At 44.5% G+C, this 15,456-nt stretch carries 12 protein-coding genes, 1 pseudogene and 1 other annotated feature; of the genes and pseudogenes, 9 read left to right on the top strand and 4 right to left on the bottom strand.

All coding sequences use genetic code 11. From position 1 onward, the window contains the following. The first annotated feature begins 146 nt into the window (after window positions 1-146). The 4 genes from AB4503_RS21040 (at window position 147) to AB4503_RS21025 (ending at window position 5,938) form a co-directional block, all read left to right on the top strand. Window positions 147-1,100, top strand: a complete 954-nt coding sequence (locus tag AB4503_RS21040; protein ID WP_017059306.1) for a TIGR01212 family radical SAM protein — start codon at window positions 147-149, stop codon at window positions 1,098-1,100. A gap of 91 nt (window positions 1,101-1,191) precedes the next feature. Continuing rightward, window positions 1,192-2,943, top strand: coding sequence for a diguanylate cyclase domain-containing protein (locus AB4503_RS21035; RefSeq protein ID WP_372115689.1), 1,752 nt, complete (start codon window positions 1,192-1,194; stop codon window positions 2,941-2,943). A gap of 174 nt (window positions 2,944-3,117) precedes the next feature. Continuing rightward, the gene (gene arcB / locus AB4503_RS21030; RefSeq protein WP_017062885.1) at window positions 3,118-5,487 is read left to right on the top strand and encodes an aerobic respiration two-component sensor histidine kinase ArcB; all 2,370 of its coding nucleotides are present in this window, start codon (window positions 3,118-3,120) and stop codon (window positions 5,485-5,487) included. Between the two features lie 7 nt (window positions 5,488-5,494). After that, entirely contained in the window at window positions 5,495-5,938 is a 444-nt protein-coding gene (locus tag AB4503_RS21025) for a hypothetical protein (protein WP_017062884.1), read from the top strand. Window positions 5,939-6,074: 136 nt separating this feature from the next. On the opposite strand, the gene arcA is transcribed toward AB4503_RS21025, so the two are convergent. After that, window positions 6,075-6,791 (bottom strand): two-component system response regulator ArcA, encoded by a 717-nt coding sequence (gene arcA, locus AB4503_RS21020; RefSeq protein WP_004741534.1) that lies wholly within the window; start codon window positions 6,789-6,791, stop codon window positions 6,075-6,077. A 429-nt stretch (window positions 6,792-7,220) separates the two neighbouring features. Next, window positions 7,221-7,322 (bottom strand): annotated as a pseudogene (locus AB4503_RS21015) (ribonuclease activity regulator protein RraA); the annotation flags it as partial. 47 nt (window positions 7,323-7,369) lie between these two features. Between AB4503_RS21015 and AB4503_RS21010 the strand changes: the two are divergent. After that, a complete protein-coding gene (locus AB4503_RS21010) occupies window positions 7,370-7,855 on the top strand; it encodes a putative 4-hydroxy-4-methyl-2-oxoglutarate aldolase (RefSeq protein ID WP_017059310.1) in 486 nt (161 codons plus the stop codon). Between the two features lie 112 nt (window positions 7,856-7,967). On the opposite strand, the gene AB4503_RS21005 is transcribed toward AB4503_RS21010, so the two are convergent. After that, the gene (locus tag AB4503_RS21005) at window positions 7,968-8,426 is read right to left on the bottom strand and encodes a hypothetical protein (RefSeq protein ID WP_017070076.1); all 459 of its coding nucleotides are present in this window, start codon (window positions 8,424-8,426) and stop codon (window positions 7,968-7,970) included. A gap of 317 nt (window positions 8,427-8,743) precedes the next feature. Beyond that, window positions 8,744-8,863, top strand: a sequence feature (Thr leader region). A 29-nt stretch (window positions 8,864-8,892) separates the two neighbouring features. Between AB4503_RS21005 and thrA the strand changes: the two genes are divergently transcribed. Genes thrA through thrC form a run of 3 tightly spaced genes read left to right on the top strand, consistent with a single transcriptional unit; the run spans window position 8,893 to window position 13,606 of the window. After that, on the top strand, window positions 8,893-11,352 hold the full coding sequence (thrA, locus tag AB4503_RS21000; protein WP_372115688.1) for a bifunctional aspartate kinase/homoserine dehydrogenase I: 2,460 nt from the start codon (window positions 8,893-8,895) through the stop codon (window positions 11,350-11,352). A gap of 17 nt (window positions 11,353-11,369) precedes the next feature. Further along, complete coding sequence (thrB, locus tag AB4503_RS20995) at window positions 11,370-12,326, top strand: homoserine kinase (protein WP_032545653.1); 957 nt, start codon at window positions 11,370-11,372, stop codon at window positions 12,324-12,326. Continuing rightward, complete coding sequence (gene thrC, locus AB4503_RS20990) at window positions 12,323-13,606, top strand: threonine synthase (RefSeq protein WP_017059314.1); 1,284 nt, start codon at window positions 12,323-12,325, stop codon at window positions 13,604-13,606. Before thrB ends, thrC begins: the two co-directional genes overlap by 4 nt. A gap of 77 nt (window positions 13,607-13,683) precedes the next feature. Here thrC and grcA read toward each other — a convergent pair whose 3' ends face one another. Further along, on the bottom strand, window positions 13,684-14,061 hold the full coding sequence (gene grcA / locus AB4503_RS20985) for an autonomous glycyl radical cofactor GrcA (RefSeq protein ID WP_017059315.1): 378 nt from the start codon (window positions 14,059-14,061) through the stop codon (window positions 13,684-13,686). A 326-nt stretch (window positions 14,062-14,387) separates the two neighbouring features. Between grcA and nfo the strand changes: the two genes are divergently transcribed. Next, window positions 14,388-15,296 (top strand): deoxyribonuclease IV, encoded by a 909-nt coding sequence (nfo, locus tag AB4503_RS20980; protein WP_017062881.1) that lies wholly within the window; start codon window positions 14,388-14,390, stop codon window positions 15,294-15,296. The last annotated feature ends 160 nt before the right edge of the window (window positions 15,297-15,456 follow it).

The raw sequence follows: 15,456 nt of genomic DNA, 5'->3' as shown, positions 1-15,456 counted from the left end.
GAGCCGATTTTTTGCATGTTTATTGATATTTGTTAGGTTGCTCGCAAAAAGCCTTGAGTAAACTAATTGGTCGAATTTTGCAGGGATGTAATTTTTTTTCAAAAAAGACTGATATTCATTCTTATTTACTTGAGTGCTTTGAAAATATGCAATTACACGAGTTGGTCAATACTATCGGCCAAGACCTTCAACGCCGTTATGGCGAGAAGGTTCACAAGCTGACGCTTCATGGTGGTTTCAGCTGCCCAAACCGAGACGGGACAATTGGCCGTGGAGGTTGCACGTTTTGTAACGTGGCTTCCTTTGCCGATGAACAAACTCAAATTCAAAGTATTGCTGACCAGCTAAAAGATCGTGCGGGTGAGATTGCTCGTGCCAAGAAGTACCTGGCTTACTTTCAGGCGTACACCAGCACTTATGCTGAGGTGCAAGTGCTCAAGAATATGTATGAAGAGGCGCTAAAAGCACCCGGTGCAGAGATCGTCGGCCTTTGTGTTGGTACGCGACCAGACTGTGTGCCTGATGCGGTGTTGGATCTGTTAGCGGGCTACGTTAAACAAGGCTATGAGATTTGGCTCGAGCTTGGCCTGCAAACCGCCAATGATAAAACCCTCAAGCGAATTAACCGCGGCCACGATTTTGCGGTGTATGAAACGATCACCCAACGCGCACGCGCTTTAGGTATCAAGGTGTGTACTCACCTGATTGTTGGTCTACCAAAAGAAACTAAAGCGGATAACCTTGAAACCTTAGACAAGGTATTAGCCGTTGGCACCGATGGTATTAAGCTGCACGGCCTTCATATAGTAGAGGGCAGTACCATGGCTAAGGCGTGGAAGGCAGGAAAGCTAGAAGCCCCAAGCCTTGAAGAGTACATCGATATCGCGAGTGAGATCATTCAACGCACGCCTGCGGACGTGGTTTATCACCGTGTTTCTTCAGCGGCGAGACGCCCAACCTTACTTTCTCCTTTATGGTGTGAGAACCGCTGGTTAGCGATGACTGAAATAGGTCGTTCGTTGGATAAAACCGGTGCTCAAGGCATCAAAACGGGCTCTGCATTCGAGTACACGTTGCCTGTTTTAAACGCGGCCAATTAATAGAAATGGGTGACTGTAGGTAACAGCAGATAAAACCAATAAATAGTGGTAACATTTCCCTAGCAGATTTTATGGTATAGATTGAGAGTAAATGGAACTGGTAATGACTTGGTTGTGGGACAGGGCGTATGGCTACGGTATTTATATCGTTGTTGTATTGCTGATTGCTCTCATCTGCTGGCATCTCTATTCTCGTTATCAGTCGCATATCGAAACGCTTCTACTTGCTACCCCGTCGCCACTCTACTTTGTTGATGTTCGAAGTGGCGAAATACTCTATGCCAATCGCCAAGCCATGCAGTTGCTTGGTATCCGCCAAATCGGTGTTAATTTTCGCTTTCCTACTGTGGAAAGCGAGAACAGCTTTCGTCACTACTTAACCAACCACATCAACTCTCGAGCCTTCGAGCAGGTCTCCCTGTGGGCGCTTTCTGAATTTGAGTCGTTCAAGATCAACTTGATCGGTCGTAAGATCCATTTTAGAAATAAGCAGGCTTGGATGATTCACGCCTCACCTTATAAAAACACTAACGAAGAACTGTCCCAAGAAGTTCGAGAACTGAATGTTGCTCGTACCGCTTTGGATTCTTTGTCTGAGCTGATCTACGTGAAAGATCAGAAAGGTCAGTTAGTGACGAGTAATCGCTCGTTTAAAAAGTTTTGGCATGGTCGTGCTGAAGAGGGCACCCTGAGTGTTTCTGGTGGAGTATTAAAAGGTCGTGTAAGTGAACGCTCTTGGACTACAGATCAAGATGGAAAAAGCTGCTTGCTTGAAACCTACCAAAGTGTGCTGCTTTCCCAAGATGGAGAAACCATCGGCACGCTCTCTATTAGTCATGATGTGACCGATTGGCATGACATGCAGCAGAAACTGCGTGGCGAGATGGAGAAGCGAAAAGATACCGAAGTGGCACTTGCGCAGCGTGACACCATCTTGCAAAACCTCCTGGAGGCCAGCCCAGACTCGATTGGTATCTTTAATGAAAACATGATTTATCAAGCGTGTAATAAACCATTTGTGGCTGCGCTGGGTATCTCTGAAGTCAGTGACTTGATCGGTAAACGTTTACAAGATGTGGTGCCACATAGCATCTATACGCGAATATCAGAAACCGATCATCAAGTGCTTCATCAAAGTAAATCACTGCGTTATATCGACAAAGTGGTCTCAAGTGATGGAACATTTACTTGGTATGATGTAGTCAAATCACCGTTTAGAGATCCAGCATCGAGCACTAATGGTGTGTTGATCATGGCGCGTGATATTACAGAGCGTTATCTAGCAGAACAAAAGCTTGAAGAAGCCAACCTTGAACTTGAACGCCTCAGCTTTATGGATAGCCTGACTAAAGTGTCTAACCGACGTCGTTTCGATGAACAGCTCTCTACACTGTGGCATTATCATGTGCGTGAGAAGCTGCCACTGACGATCATGCTATGTGATATCGACTTCTTTAAAGGCTACAACGACTTTTACGGACACCAACAAGGCGATGATGCTTTGATTCAGGTTTCTCAGGCATTTAAGCAGGTGTTGAATCGTTCATCTGATTGTGTGGCTCGTTATGGTGGTGAAGAGTTCGGCTTTATTCTGCCAAATACAACGACCGAAGGTGCTCAGCTGGTGGCGCAGCGTATTCATGATGAAGTCCTAAAATTGGAACTTGCGCATGAGAAGTCGACAGTCTCTGAATTCATCACGGTGAGTATTGGTATTATCTCTTACATTCCTACACCTGATGATGAAATGGAATCGGCTGTTGCCTTGGCTGATAGTGCGTTGTATCAAGCGAAATCAGACGGTCGCAACCGTTCAATGGTGCATCCATACTCAATTCGCTAACGCTATAAAATTGGCAATTTGATTATCCCCGGCTATTTTTGCTTAGTTAGTATTTGTATTGGTTAATTAACCTTCGAAATTACCGCTGAACACTTGCTGCGTGTGATGTAGCTAGCTTACCTCCCATCTTCAAACAGGGTAGAATGTTGCTAGTCTTATCGCATGGAGCGCTAAATGAAACCCATGAAAAATCTTGCCCAGTATTACGTGGATCTACTCGTAAAACTGGGGATTGTCCGCTTTTCTATCTTACTCGCCCTAGCGCTTGTTGCCCTCGCTGTTGTTGTGCAAGTCGGTATCACCCTTGCACTCAAAGGCAATGTTGATGACATCGACATTGTCCGTTCAGTTTTCTTCGGTTTAGTGATCACGCCTTGGGCGGTTTATTTTCTGTCAGTGGTCGTGGACCAGTTGGAAGAATCACGTCAAAGGTTAGCGAAATTGGTCTCTAAACTTGGCGACATGCGTGAGCGAGACCAAGAACTCAACAATAAAATGCAGCTCAATATCGAGAAGCTTAATCAAGAAATTGAAGAGCGTGAAAAAGCGGAAGAAGCGCGCGCAGAAGCAATGCAAGATCTCGAAAACGAGGTGTTCCAGCGCGAGCGCACTCAGCTTGAACTCGCAGAACGTACTGCACTGTTACGCTCGTTTATCGATGCCTCGCCTGACCTTATTTACTACCGTAATGAAGATGGTGTGTTCTCTGGTTGTAACCGTGCGGTTGAAGAGCTCACTGGTAAAACAGAAAAAGAGCTAGTTGGTTTAACTCCTTGGGATGTTTACAGTAAAGAGGTCGCTCAGCAAGTTGTTGAAACCGATAAGAAAGTATTTGCTGACAACCAAGCACTGACTTATGACCAATGGCTTGAATACCCAGATGGCCGCAAGAGTTACTTCGAACTGCGTAAAGTGCCTTTCTACAGCAAAGATGGTCGTCACTTGGGCTTGGTTGGTTTTGGCCGCGATATTACTGAACGTAAAGAGCATCAAGAGTCGTTAGAAAAAGCCAGCCGCGATAAGACCACCTTTATCTCAACTATTAGCCACGAGTTAAGAACGCCGCTCAACGGCATCATTGGCTTGAGTCGCATGCTGCTTGATAGCCAACTGACCACCGAACAGCGCAAGCAGATGCAAACCATCAAGGTGAGCGCGGTGACACTGGGTAATATCTTCAACGATATTATTGATATGGATAAGTTCGACCGCCGTAAGCTTGAACTCTTCCCTACGCCTATTAACTTTGAAGATTTCGTTGTCGAGATCGAAAGTATCTCTGCGTTGATGGCTGAGCAGAAAGGGTTAAGGTTCGATCTAGAAAGATTGTCTGATCTTCCAGCTGCTGTTGAGGTGGATGGTACTCGTCTTAGACAGGTACTGTGGAACCTTGTTAGTAACGCGATGAAGTTCACCAAAGATGGTGGAGTGGTGATGACAGTCAGCGCCGACATTGATGGTGACTTTGCCAACATTACGATGGAAGTGGAAGATACTGGTATTGGTATCCCTGAAAGTGAAATCGAGAAGATCTTCGCGATGTACTATCAGGTGAAATCGGGCACGGACAACTTGCACGCTGTCGGCACGGGTATTGGTCTCGCTGTCTCTCAACAGCTAATTAATATGATGGATGGCCACATTGAAGTCATCAGTGAAGAGGGCTTTGGCAGTACCTTTACGGTTTCGATTCGAGTTCCAGTGAATCACGATACTCAGGCTCTGATCAAAACGCCAAGAAAACAGTCGAATCTTAAGATCTTTATGGTCGAAGACATTGAACTCAATATCACAGTAGCTCGCTCTCTACTTGAAAGCCTTGGCCATGAAGTGACAGTCGTGATGACGGGTAAAGAGGCGCAAATTGCTTTCAATCCTGAAGACTATGATTTGGTGTTGTTGGATATCCAACTGCCAGATATGACGGGTTTCGATATTGCTCAATACTACCGCGAGAAATACAGCCAGCTACCGCCTTTGGTGGCGTTAACTGCGAACGTATTAAACAACAAGCAAGAGTACTTCCAGAAAGGCATGGACGAAGCGATCAGTAAACCTTTGTCGGTTCGAGCTATCCAAGATGTCATCAGTGAACTTATCGAAGATGCACCAGAGGTAATTGAGAAGGTAGCGGGCACCGATAAGGTTGAGAGCATTGATAAAGTCGACGCGAGTAAGCCTGTTCTTTCAGAAATTGATACCACTTTGCTTGATATTGATATGCTAGAGTCTTATGTTGATATTGTTGGACCGAAACCGGTTTTGGATAGCATCGCGATGTTCGAAGATATGATGCCGGAGTATATGGAAATATTGAACTCCAACATGGTCGCGAAAGATAAAGCCAGTATCGTTTCTGAGGCACATAAGATTAAAGGTGCTGCAGGTTCTATTGGTCTGAAACGCATCCAACAAGTTGCCCAGAAAGCTCAATCTCCAGATTTGCCTGCGTGGTGGGAGAACATTTCAGATTGGGTTGATGAGATAAATAACGAATACCAGAATGACATTGAAGTTTTAAAGAGTTGGTTAAATCAAAGGTAGAAGAATAATGAAAAAATTAGCATTCGCCGCATGTGTAGTGGCATTAGCGGGTTGTTCTGCGCCACAAGTAGAATGGCAGCAAGATAATCAAGTCGAAGTATCTGCAGCAACAGTTACCATGAAAAGCAACCTTTGGCACAACAAGATGCCAACGATTGGCGAGACTCAAGATAAGACCCTACATGGTGCTATCTACCTAGAGTCAGACTCACAACTGCCAGCAACGCTTGCGGTTGAAAGTGTTACGGTTAAACAGGGTGCAGACACCTTGTTGGTAACGGCTGACGATCTTGATTTAAGAACACACAGTGAAACTCAATGGGAAGTCGCGTTTGTATGGCAGCTAGAAATCGACAGTGACAAGCCTGTTGATGTGGCGGTGGAACTTAAAGATGGCGAAACCGTGAAGTGGTTAGTAGAGAAAGACGTTAAGGTGGATACGGTTTACTAAAATCTTATCCAATTAAGAACAATAAAAAAGGGAGAATGCGTTGGCATTCTCCCTTTTTAATAACTATTGATGACGCTTCTAGTGTTCAAAACACTTACTGGTGAGTAGTGCTAAATGGTAAGAGGCGCGAATCGAATTAGTCTTCTAGGTCACCACAAAAGCGGTAGCCTTCACCGTGAATCGTTGCGATGATTTCTGGCGTACCAGAAACAGATTCAAAGTGCTTACGAATACGACGGATTGTTACGTCTACAGTACGATCGTGTGGCTTAAGCTCACGGCCAGTCATCTTCTTAAGAAGGTCAGCACGTGTTTGGATCTTACCTGGGTTCTCACAGAAGTGAAGTAGAGCACGGAACTCTGAACGAGGTAGCTTGTAGCCTTCGCCATCTGGGCTAACCAGAGAACGACTGTTGATATCTAGTACCCAACCGTTGAACTCATACTTCTCAACGCTACGCTTCTCTTCTTGAACAGAGCTTGTGCTCATTGAACGGTTCAGAAGGTTGCGTGCACGGATAGTCAGTTCACGAGGGTTGAAAGGCTTAGTGATGTAGTCATCAGCGCCGATCTCTAGGCCAAGGATCTTATCAACTTCATTATCACGACCAGTTAAGAACATAAGCGCTACGTTTGCTTGCTCACGTAGTTCACGCGCAAGTAGTAGGCCATTCTTACCTGGAAGGTTGATGTCCATAATTACAAGGTTAACTTGGTTGTCAGATAGCACTTGGTGCATCTCTTCACCGTCGCTAGCCTCAAAAACAGCATATCCCTCTGCTTCAAAAATACTCTTTAGAGTGTTACGAGTTACTTGCTCATCTTCAACGATAAGAATCTGCGGGGTTTGCATTTGGCGGTACCTAAATTTGTGACGAAACTGTGCTAATAGAATAAATTCTAGGCAAAAACATAACATACAGGTAATGTATTTTTGATGATAACTTAAAGTTTTCAAAAAAACACTTACTTCCAGCTATCTGCCTTCCTTGAAGTATTGCCCAATAACGTAGATCCAGTACGCCTTTCAATCATTCTTTTAGTGATTGGAGTGGATTCTATAATGTTAACAGCATGCTAACAACGCGAGAATGTTAATTCCATTCACTTTGTTGATTTACATCAATTGCCGTATCGCAACAAACGTTAATAGTATGGCTACAACTTAACCAATGTTATGGTGACTATTTAGCACCAAAACAAGAATGATTATTCGAGATGCTTCGCACATCTTGCCTGCTAAAGACCGGATTATGAACCAAGGAAGCTGAAAGCTGTCTTAAGAGTCTAGTAGATAAATATGCTCAATCAACTTTTATTGAGTAATAAATTGAGCATAGAACAATGAAAACAAAGGATTAATTTTAATAACATATAAAAGCATAGAGGCTAGCCTGAAATAACCGGTAACGCCTTACTCACGGAGGATATATGCACGATATAACACCCGACTTGTGTGATGAGTTTGAAAGCGAAGTCACCCTACTGAACATGCCATTGCAGAACTTCGGCCAACGTGGTGCGTTCTTTGGAAAAATTGTAACAGTTCGTTGTTATCACGATAATTCCAAGGTTCGCGAGGTTTTAGAGACCGACGGCTGTGGCAAAGTGCTTGTCGTTGACGGAAATGGCTCATGCCAGAAGGCGCTGCTTGGCGATCAACTCGCTATTCTCGCGATAGAAAACGGTTGGGAAGGCGTGATTGTAAACGGTGCGGTGCGTGATGTAGGCATGATGTCGCAAATGGACCTTGGCGTTCAGGCGTTAGGTGCATCGCCATTCAAAACAGAGAAACGCGGTGTCGGCCAAGTGAATGTGACACTCTCTATACATAATCAACTGATTCAGCCTGGTGACTATATTTATGCCGATTGGAATGGCGTGTTAATTTCATCTGAGCTGTTAATTGAATCGTAACTGACTCAAATTGAATGCCGTTGATAGATTAGAACGGGGAATGGTTTGTGATGTACTAAAAGTTTGGATCTCAATCCGCACTAATCTGTTAATAAAGAACAAGCTAAAGAGACTAAAAGCGAAACCCTAGTCCCACTTCAACACCTTGCTGCCACTCTTCATAATCAAGGGTGGCATGCAAATCTAGGTTATCTGTTAGTTGCACTCGGCTGGAAACCTCTGCGGCTACCGATTTCTCATTGTCTTCGGTCTCGTCTTTATAGGTGTGTAGAGAACTGTTAAAAGAGACTCTTTCTGAGAACTGATAACTGACACCACTCAAGAATCCACTTTCCTGTTTCAGTGCCGCACTATTGATACGTGTACCGACGTAAAGATCCACATCTGAAAACAAGCTATAAGAGTAGCCACTGTCTATCTTCCAAGTATCGAAGCTTTCACTCGACGCGTTTTGTGTGGAGATAAAGAATTTATGAGAAGAACTATCGATCTGGCTGGGTAGTAGAGGCAAGCTATTCGCTGAACAAACAACAGGCATAGCAAAAGCCAAAAGAATAAGTAATCTCTTCATTTCCCACTCCTGATGTCATTATTATTGTTCTTCGAACGTTATCGTTCAATTAAAGCACAGAACTTGTACGTTCGCTGCACAATCGATATAGCATTTTGTTATGACTATATATGCGATTGATCACTCTTGCCTGTTCAATGAGTAAATCCAGTATCTTAAGTGAAGGTTTATACAGGGTGTTTTATCCCTTAAATGACGGTTTGCTCTGAAAAACGGTGCGAATGTAAAAAAAACGCAACTTTTCATTGACGTCCAGTGGTAAAAATTGATACACGTAGAGTAAAGCACAAGCAGAGAATTTGATATGCAGCACGTAAGCCACCTAGTAATGACCACAACCATTATTATTACCGACATTAACATTGTTGGGGCAGGCTGCTAAGTAACGGATTTTAAAAAAAAAGGCCTGTATCCAACAAGATACAGGCCTTTTTTTGTACCATTTTTATGACTTATGGAGAAAGGGATGCGCGTTTTAAAGTTTGGAGGTTCATCATTAGCTGATGCAGATCGTTTTTTACGAGCGGCTGATATCATCGCTAATAATGCCCAGCAAGAAGAGCTAGCCGTTGTACTATCGGCTCCAGGAAAAACAACCAATAAGTTGGTCGCTGTTATTGAAGCTGCACTGAAAAATGGTGAAGCTGACGCACAGATTACAGAGATCGAATCTTCATTTAACACACTGTTTGCAGAGATCAAAGCGGTCGTGCCTTCTATCGATGGTGCCGCGTTTCAAGAGCAGGTGGATACCTCTCTTGCTCAGCTAAAGCAGTTCGTGAATGGCATCAACCTACTTGGTATGTGCCCGAACCACGTTAATGCTCGCATCATCAGTAAAGGTGAGCGAATCTCTATCCAGTTAATGAAAGCGGTACTGGAAGCGAAAGGCCAACCAGCAAGCCTGATTGACCCTGTCCAATACCTATACGCTAAAGGCGATCACCTTGAAGCTATGGTCGATGTGGATGTCTCTACTCAGAACTTCCAACAATCTCCACTTCCTAAAGGTCACGTTAACATCATGCCTGGCTTTACTGCGGGTAATGAAAAAGGTGAGCTAGTCACACTAGGTCGTAATGGTTCTGACTACTCAGCGGCTGTGTTAGCGGCGTGTCTACGTGCTGATTGCTGTGAAATCTGGACTGATGTCGATGGCGTTTACAACTGTGACCCACGCTTAGTTGATGATGCTCGTCTGCTCAAGTCTCTTAGCTACCAAGAGGCGATGGAGCTTTCTTACTTTGGTGCTTCGGTTCTACACCCGAAAACCATTGCTCCTATTGCGCAATTCCACATTCCTTGTCTGATCAAAAACAGCTTCAACCCACAAGGCGCAGGTACTTTGATTGGCCAAGACACTGGCGAAGATAACCTAGCAATCAAAGGTATTACGACGCTAAGTGACCTAACCATGGTTAACGTATCAGGCCCAGGCATGAAGGGCATGGTAGGTATGGCGAGTCGTGTATTCGGCGCGATGTCTTCTGCTGGCGTTTCTATTGTCCTTATTACTCAATCTTCTTCTGAGTACAGCATCAGCTTCTGTATTGAATCGGCTGATAAGGTGAAAGCGAAACAAGTGTTGTCAGACGCGTTTGAACTTGAACTTAAAGATGGCCTGTTAGAGCCGGTTGAGTTCATGGATGACGTTGCGATTGTAACGCTGGTGGGTGACGGTATGCGCACTTCACGTGGCGTAGCATCTCAGTTCTTCTCTTCTTTAGCTGAAGTGAACGTCAACATTGTTGCTATTGCTCAAGGTTCTTCAGAGCGCGCTATTTCAGCGGTTATCCCTGAAGACAAAATCTCTGAAGCAATCAAAGCGTGTCACGAGAACCTATTTAACTCTAAGCACTTCCTAGATGTATTCGTTGTGGGTGTCGGCGGTGTTGGTGGCGAGCTTGTTGACCAGATCCAACGTCAGCAAGGCAAACTGGCTGAAAAAGGCATCGTGATTCGCGTATGTGGTTTAGCAAACAGTAAAGGTTTGTTGCTAGACAGCGATGGTCTACCGTTAGAGCAGTGGCGTGACCGTATGTCGAGTGCGACTGAAGAGTTCAGCCTAGCGCGTTTAGCGGCTTTGGTTCAACGTAACCACATCATCAACCCAGTATTGGTTGATTGTACGTCTAGCGAAGGTATTGCGGCGCAGTACGCTGATTTCCTAGCGGCTGGTTTCCACGTAGTAACACCAAACAAGAAAGCAAACACAGCAAGCATGGCTTACTACCATCAGCTTCGTGAAGTTGCACGCAACTCACGTCGTAAGCTGATGTACGAGACAACAGTAGGTGCAGGTCTACCGGTCATCGAAAACCTACAGAACCTTATCTCTGCAGGTGATGAACTTGAGAAGTTCAACGGCATTCTTTCAGGTTCACTGTCTTACATCTTCGGTAAACTTGATGAAGGTATGACACTAAGCCAAGCAACCAATATTGCTAAAGATAACGGCTTTACTGAACCGGATCCTCGTGACGATTTATCTGGTATGGATGTGGCGCGTAAGCTGCTTATTCTTGCTCGTGAAGCAGGCATGGCGCTTGAACTTGAAGATGTTGAAGTTGACCAAGCTCTGCCACCAGGTTTTGATGACTCAGGCACGGTTGAAGAGTTTATGGCTCGCCTACCAGAAGCGGATGCTTACTTCCAAGAGCAGTCGGCTATCGCAGCAGAGGAAGGCAAAGTACTTCGTTATGTTGGCGAAATCGCTGAAGGTAAGTGTAAGGTTCGTATCGCTGCTGTTGATGGCGATGACCCAATGTTCAAGATTAAAGATGGCGAGAACGCATTAGCATTCTACAGCCGTTACTACCAACCAATCCCTCTAGTACTACGTGGCTACGGCGCGGGTACTGAAGTAACAGCAGCTGGCGTATTCTCTGATGTGATGCGTACTCTTGGTTGGAAATTAGGAGTTTAGGAATGAGTTCAAGTGATATGGATGTTGTCGTTTATGCTCCTGCATCAATCGGTAATGTCAGTGTAGGGTTTGATGTGCTGGGGGCCGCTGTGTCTCCAGTGGATGGCACGCTGCTAGGTGACCGAGTTATGGTTAAAGCCGGTGATGAACCATTCTCACTTAAAACTGCAGGCAGCTTTGTTTCTAAGCTGCCAACTGAAGCAAAAGAAAACATCGTTTACGACTGCTGGGTGGTGTTCTCGAGAGAGCTTGATAAAAAAGGCGTTACGCTAAAGCCTTTAGAAATGACACTAGAAAAGAACATGCCTATCGGTTCAGGTTTGGGTTCTAGTGCATGTTCAATCGTCGCGGCACTGGATGCGCTAAACCGTTTTCACGGTCAGCCCCTGAATGAAACTGAACTGCTTGCTCTGATGGGTGAAATGGAAGGCAAGATTTCAGGTGGTATCCACTACGATAACGTTGCGCCATGTTACCTTGGTGGTGTGCAGCTCATGCTTGAAGAGCTAGGCATCATCAGCCAAGAAGTACCGTGTTTTGACGACTGGTACTGGGTAATGGCTTATCCGGGTATTAAGGTTTCAACGGCTGAAGCGAGAGAGATCCTACCATCTCAATATCGTCGTCAGGATATTATTGCTCATGGTCGTCACTTAGCGGGCTTTATCCACGCGTGTCATTCAGGTCAACCTGAACTGGCGGCGAAGATGATCAAAGACGTGATCGCTGAACCATATCGTGAGAAACTGCTTCCAGGGTTTGCTGATGCTCGTAAATACGCGCTGTCAGCTGGGGCACTGGCTACTGGTATTTCTGGTAGTGGTCCAACTCTATTTAGCATTTGCAAAGAACAAGATGTCGCCGAGCGTGTTGCACGCTGGTTAGAACAAAATTACGTACAAAATGAAGAAGGATTCGTTCACGTTTGTCGCCTAGATAAGCAGGGTTCGATCGTTACAGGAAGTGAGTTATGAAACTGTACAACATCAAAGAAAATGATGAACAAGTCTCTTTTGGCCAAGCCGTTCGTCAAGGCTTAGGCCGTAATCAAGGTCTATTTTTCCCATCTGAACTGCCAAAGTTTGATGATATCGATGCGCTGCTAGCAGAGGACTTTGTCCCTCGTAGCTCAAAGATTCTGTCAGCATTGATTGGTGATGAATTACCAAAAGAACAGATCGACCAAATGGTGGATGCAGCGTTCCAATTCCCTGCACCAATCAACCAAGTAAAAGACGGCGTTTACGCGCTTGAGCTTTTCCACGGTCCAACACTGGCGTTTAAAGATTTCGGTGGCCGCTTTATGGCTCAATCTTTAGCAGCTGTTTCTGATGGTGGTCAAATCACTATCTTAACGGCAACATCAGGTGATACTGGTGCGGCGGTTGCGCATGCTTTCTACGGCATGGAAGACATCAATGTTGTGATTCTTTACCCGAAAGGCAAGATCAGCCCACTGCAAGAGAAGCTGTTCTGTACGCTTGGCAAGAACATCCACACTGTGGCGATTGATGGTGACTTTGATGCGTGTCAGGCTCTAGTTAAAGACTCATTTGATGACGCAGAACTGCGTAAAGAGATCGGTCTTAATTCGGCAAACTCGATCAACATCAGCCGTTTAATGGCTCAGATCTGTTACTACTTTGAGGCGGCTTCTCAGCTGACTAAAGAGCAACGTGAAAACCTCGTTATCTCTGTACCAAGTGGTAACTTTGGTAACCTAACGGCTGGTCTATTGGCTAAAGCGCTAGGTCTACCTGTTAAGCGTTTTATCGCAGCAACTAACGAAAATGACACTGTTCCTCGTTACCTAGAAACAGGTCAATGGGATCCAAAACCGACTGTTGCGACAACATCGAACGCGATGGACGTAAGCCAACCAAACAACTGGCCTCGTATCGAAGAGCTTTGCCAACTGAAAGGTTGGGGCTTAGATACACTAGGCAAAGGTAAAGTATCTGACGAGCAGAGCGCTGAGTCAGTTCGCGACCTAAAAGCACAAGGTTACCTATGTGAACCACATGGTGCGATTGCTTACCGTCTACTGGAAGAGCAACTGCAAGAGAACGAAACTGGCTTGTTCCTGTGTACAGCACACCCAGCGAAATTCAAAGAAGTGGTTGATGACATCCTAGGTTCTGATATCGAACTGCCTGGCCCGCTAGCAAAACACGCGGCGATGGAATTGTTGTCTGAAGATCTTGATAACGATTTTGAAGCGCTAAAAGCTGTGCTTCGTCGAGTTCAACCGTAACGTCCATTTGTTTTTCGAACAAATAAAAACGGCGCTCAATGAGCGCCGTTTTTGTATTCTAATTTAAGCTCTAAAAATTATAGAGACTCAGTGAACGTACGTGCGATAACGTCACGTTGCTGTTCAGTTGTTAGAGAGTTGAAACGTACAGCGTAACCCGATACACGGATAGTTAGCTGTGGGTAGTTCTCTGGGTGAGCAACTGCATCTTCTAGCGTTTCACGCTTAAGAACGTTAACGTTTAGGTGTTGGCCACCTTCGATGCGTGGTGCTGCTTCGATTGCAACTTCACGGCTTTCGTACTCGCCTAGGTCTGCAGCTGAGATAACTTGGTCAGCTTCGAAACCTGCAGTAGCAACAACACAACGAGCTTCATTCTTCTCGCTATCTAGTAGCCAGATTGAGTTTAGTAGGTCATCGTTTGCTGCTTTAGTAATTTGAATACCTTGGATCATAACTATCTCCTAGTCCACTGAATGTGGTTTGATTATGGTGTTAACTTTCGATTTTTATTGAGCTGGGTAATATATACCTAATATTAGTAAGGTTAACATTGATTTAAGTCAAAAAACAACCAAAAACCATATTTTTACAAAGGTGATTATATTGAGGTAAATCAATAAAACCTTTGAAAACAAAGTAATTACAAAATATTTTAAAGTATAAAAAATATTTAACAGTCATATTTGTTGTAAGTTTACTACATTTGTTGTGTTTTTATTGAACTACAACCGATACGACCCTTTATTTATTAAGCATTCTGAAAGTGTAAAGTGATTTAATGACAAACAATAATTCATCCTCAAAACCGGAAACAAATATTAAGTTTATTGGCGCTCATGTCTCGGCTGCTGGTGGAGTTGATCAGGCGCCTATGCGTGCACGTGAAATTGGCGCCAATGCGTTTGCACTGTTTACCAAGAACCAGAGACAGTGGGCGGCAAAACCGCTAGAAGCGAAAACCATTAGTGCCTTTAAAGCTAATTGCAAAATGTTGGGCTTCGGTGCTGAGCACATTCTTCCTCATGACTCCTACCTGATTAACCTAGGAGCACCAGAAGAAGAGAAGCTAGAGAAATCACGCGCGGCTTTTATTGATGAAATGGAGCGTTGTAATCAACTTGGATTAACGCTTTTGAATTTTCATCCTGGGAGTCATTTAAAGAAAATCTCAGAAAGCGAATGTTTGGCGAAGATCGCTGAATCGATCAACCTAGCTCATCAAGCGGTACCAGACGTAATCGCAGTGATCGAGAATACGTCTGGGCAGGGCACTAATCTGGGTTGGAAGTTTGAACATCTAGCCGAGATTATCGAGCAGGTAGAAGATAAGTCACGTGTGGGTGTGTGCTTAGACACCTGCCATACGTTTACTGCTGGCTATGACTTACGTACAAAAGAGGCGTGTGAGCATACTTTTGCTGAGTTCGACCGCATCGTGGGTATGCACTATCTAAGAGCAATGCACATCAATGATTCAAAAGCTGAGTTCGCGAGCCGAGTCGATCGACACCATTCTTTAGGAAAAGGCGAAATTGGCTGGGATTGTTTTGAGTATATTGCCTCTGATTCTCGCTTTAATGGTATCCCTCTTATCTTGGAAACCATTGATTCGACGATCTGGAAAGAGGAAATTCAACAACTTAGAATGTTTCATCGCTCAGCAACGCTAGCGAGCGAACAAGCGTAATAATAGAGGGGGAAATTTATTTCCGTCTATTTCTAAAAATTGGCACCTTTCTTTCATAGTATTAAAGTGAATATGTAGTTCACGATGTCTTAGAGGAGGTGCCTTTATGTATTCAATCACCCAAACTTCAACTATTGCTGTCGCACGCCGTTTACCTACA

The organism is Vibrio sp. 10N.222.55.B11 (genome assembly GCF_041473705.1).
Classification (GTDB): domain Bacteria; phylum Pseudomonadota; class Gammaproteobacteria; order Enterobacterales; family Vibrionaceae; genus Vibrio; species Vibrio crassostreae_C.
Note: the sequence above shows the minus strand (reverse complement) of the source record. Positions and strands in the feature narration are given on the sequence as shown.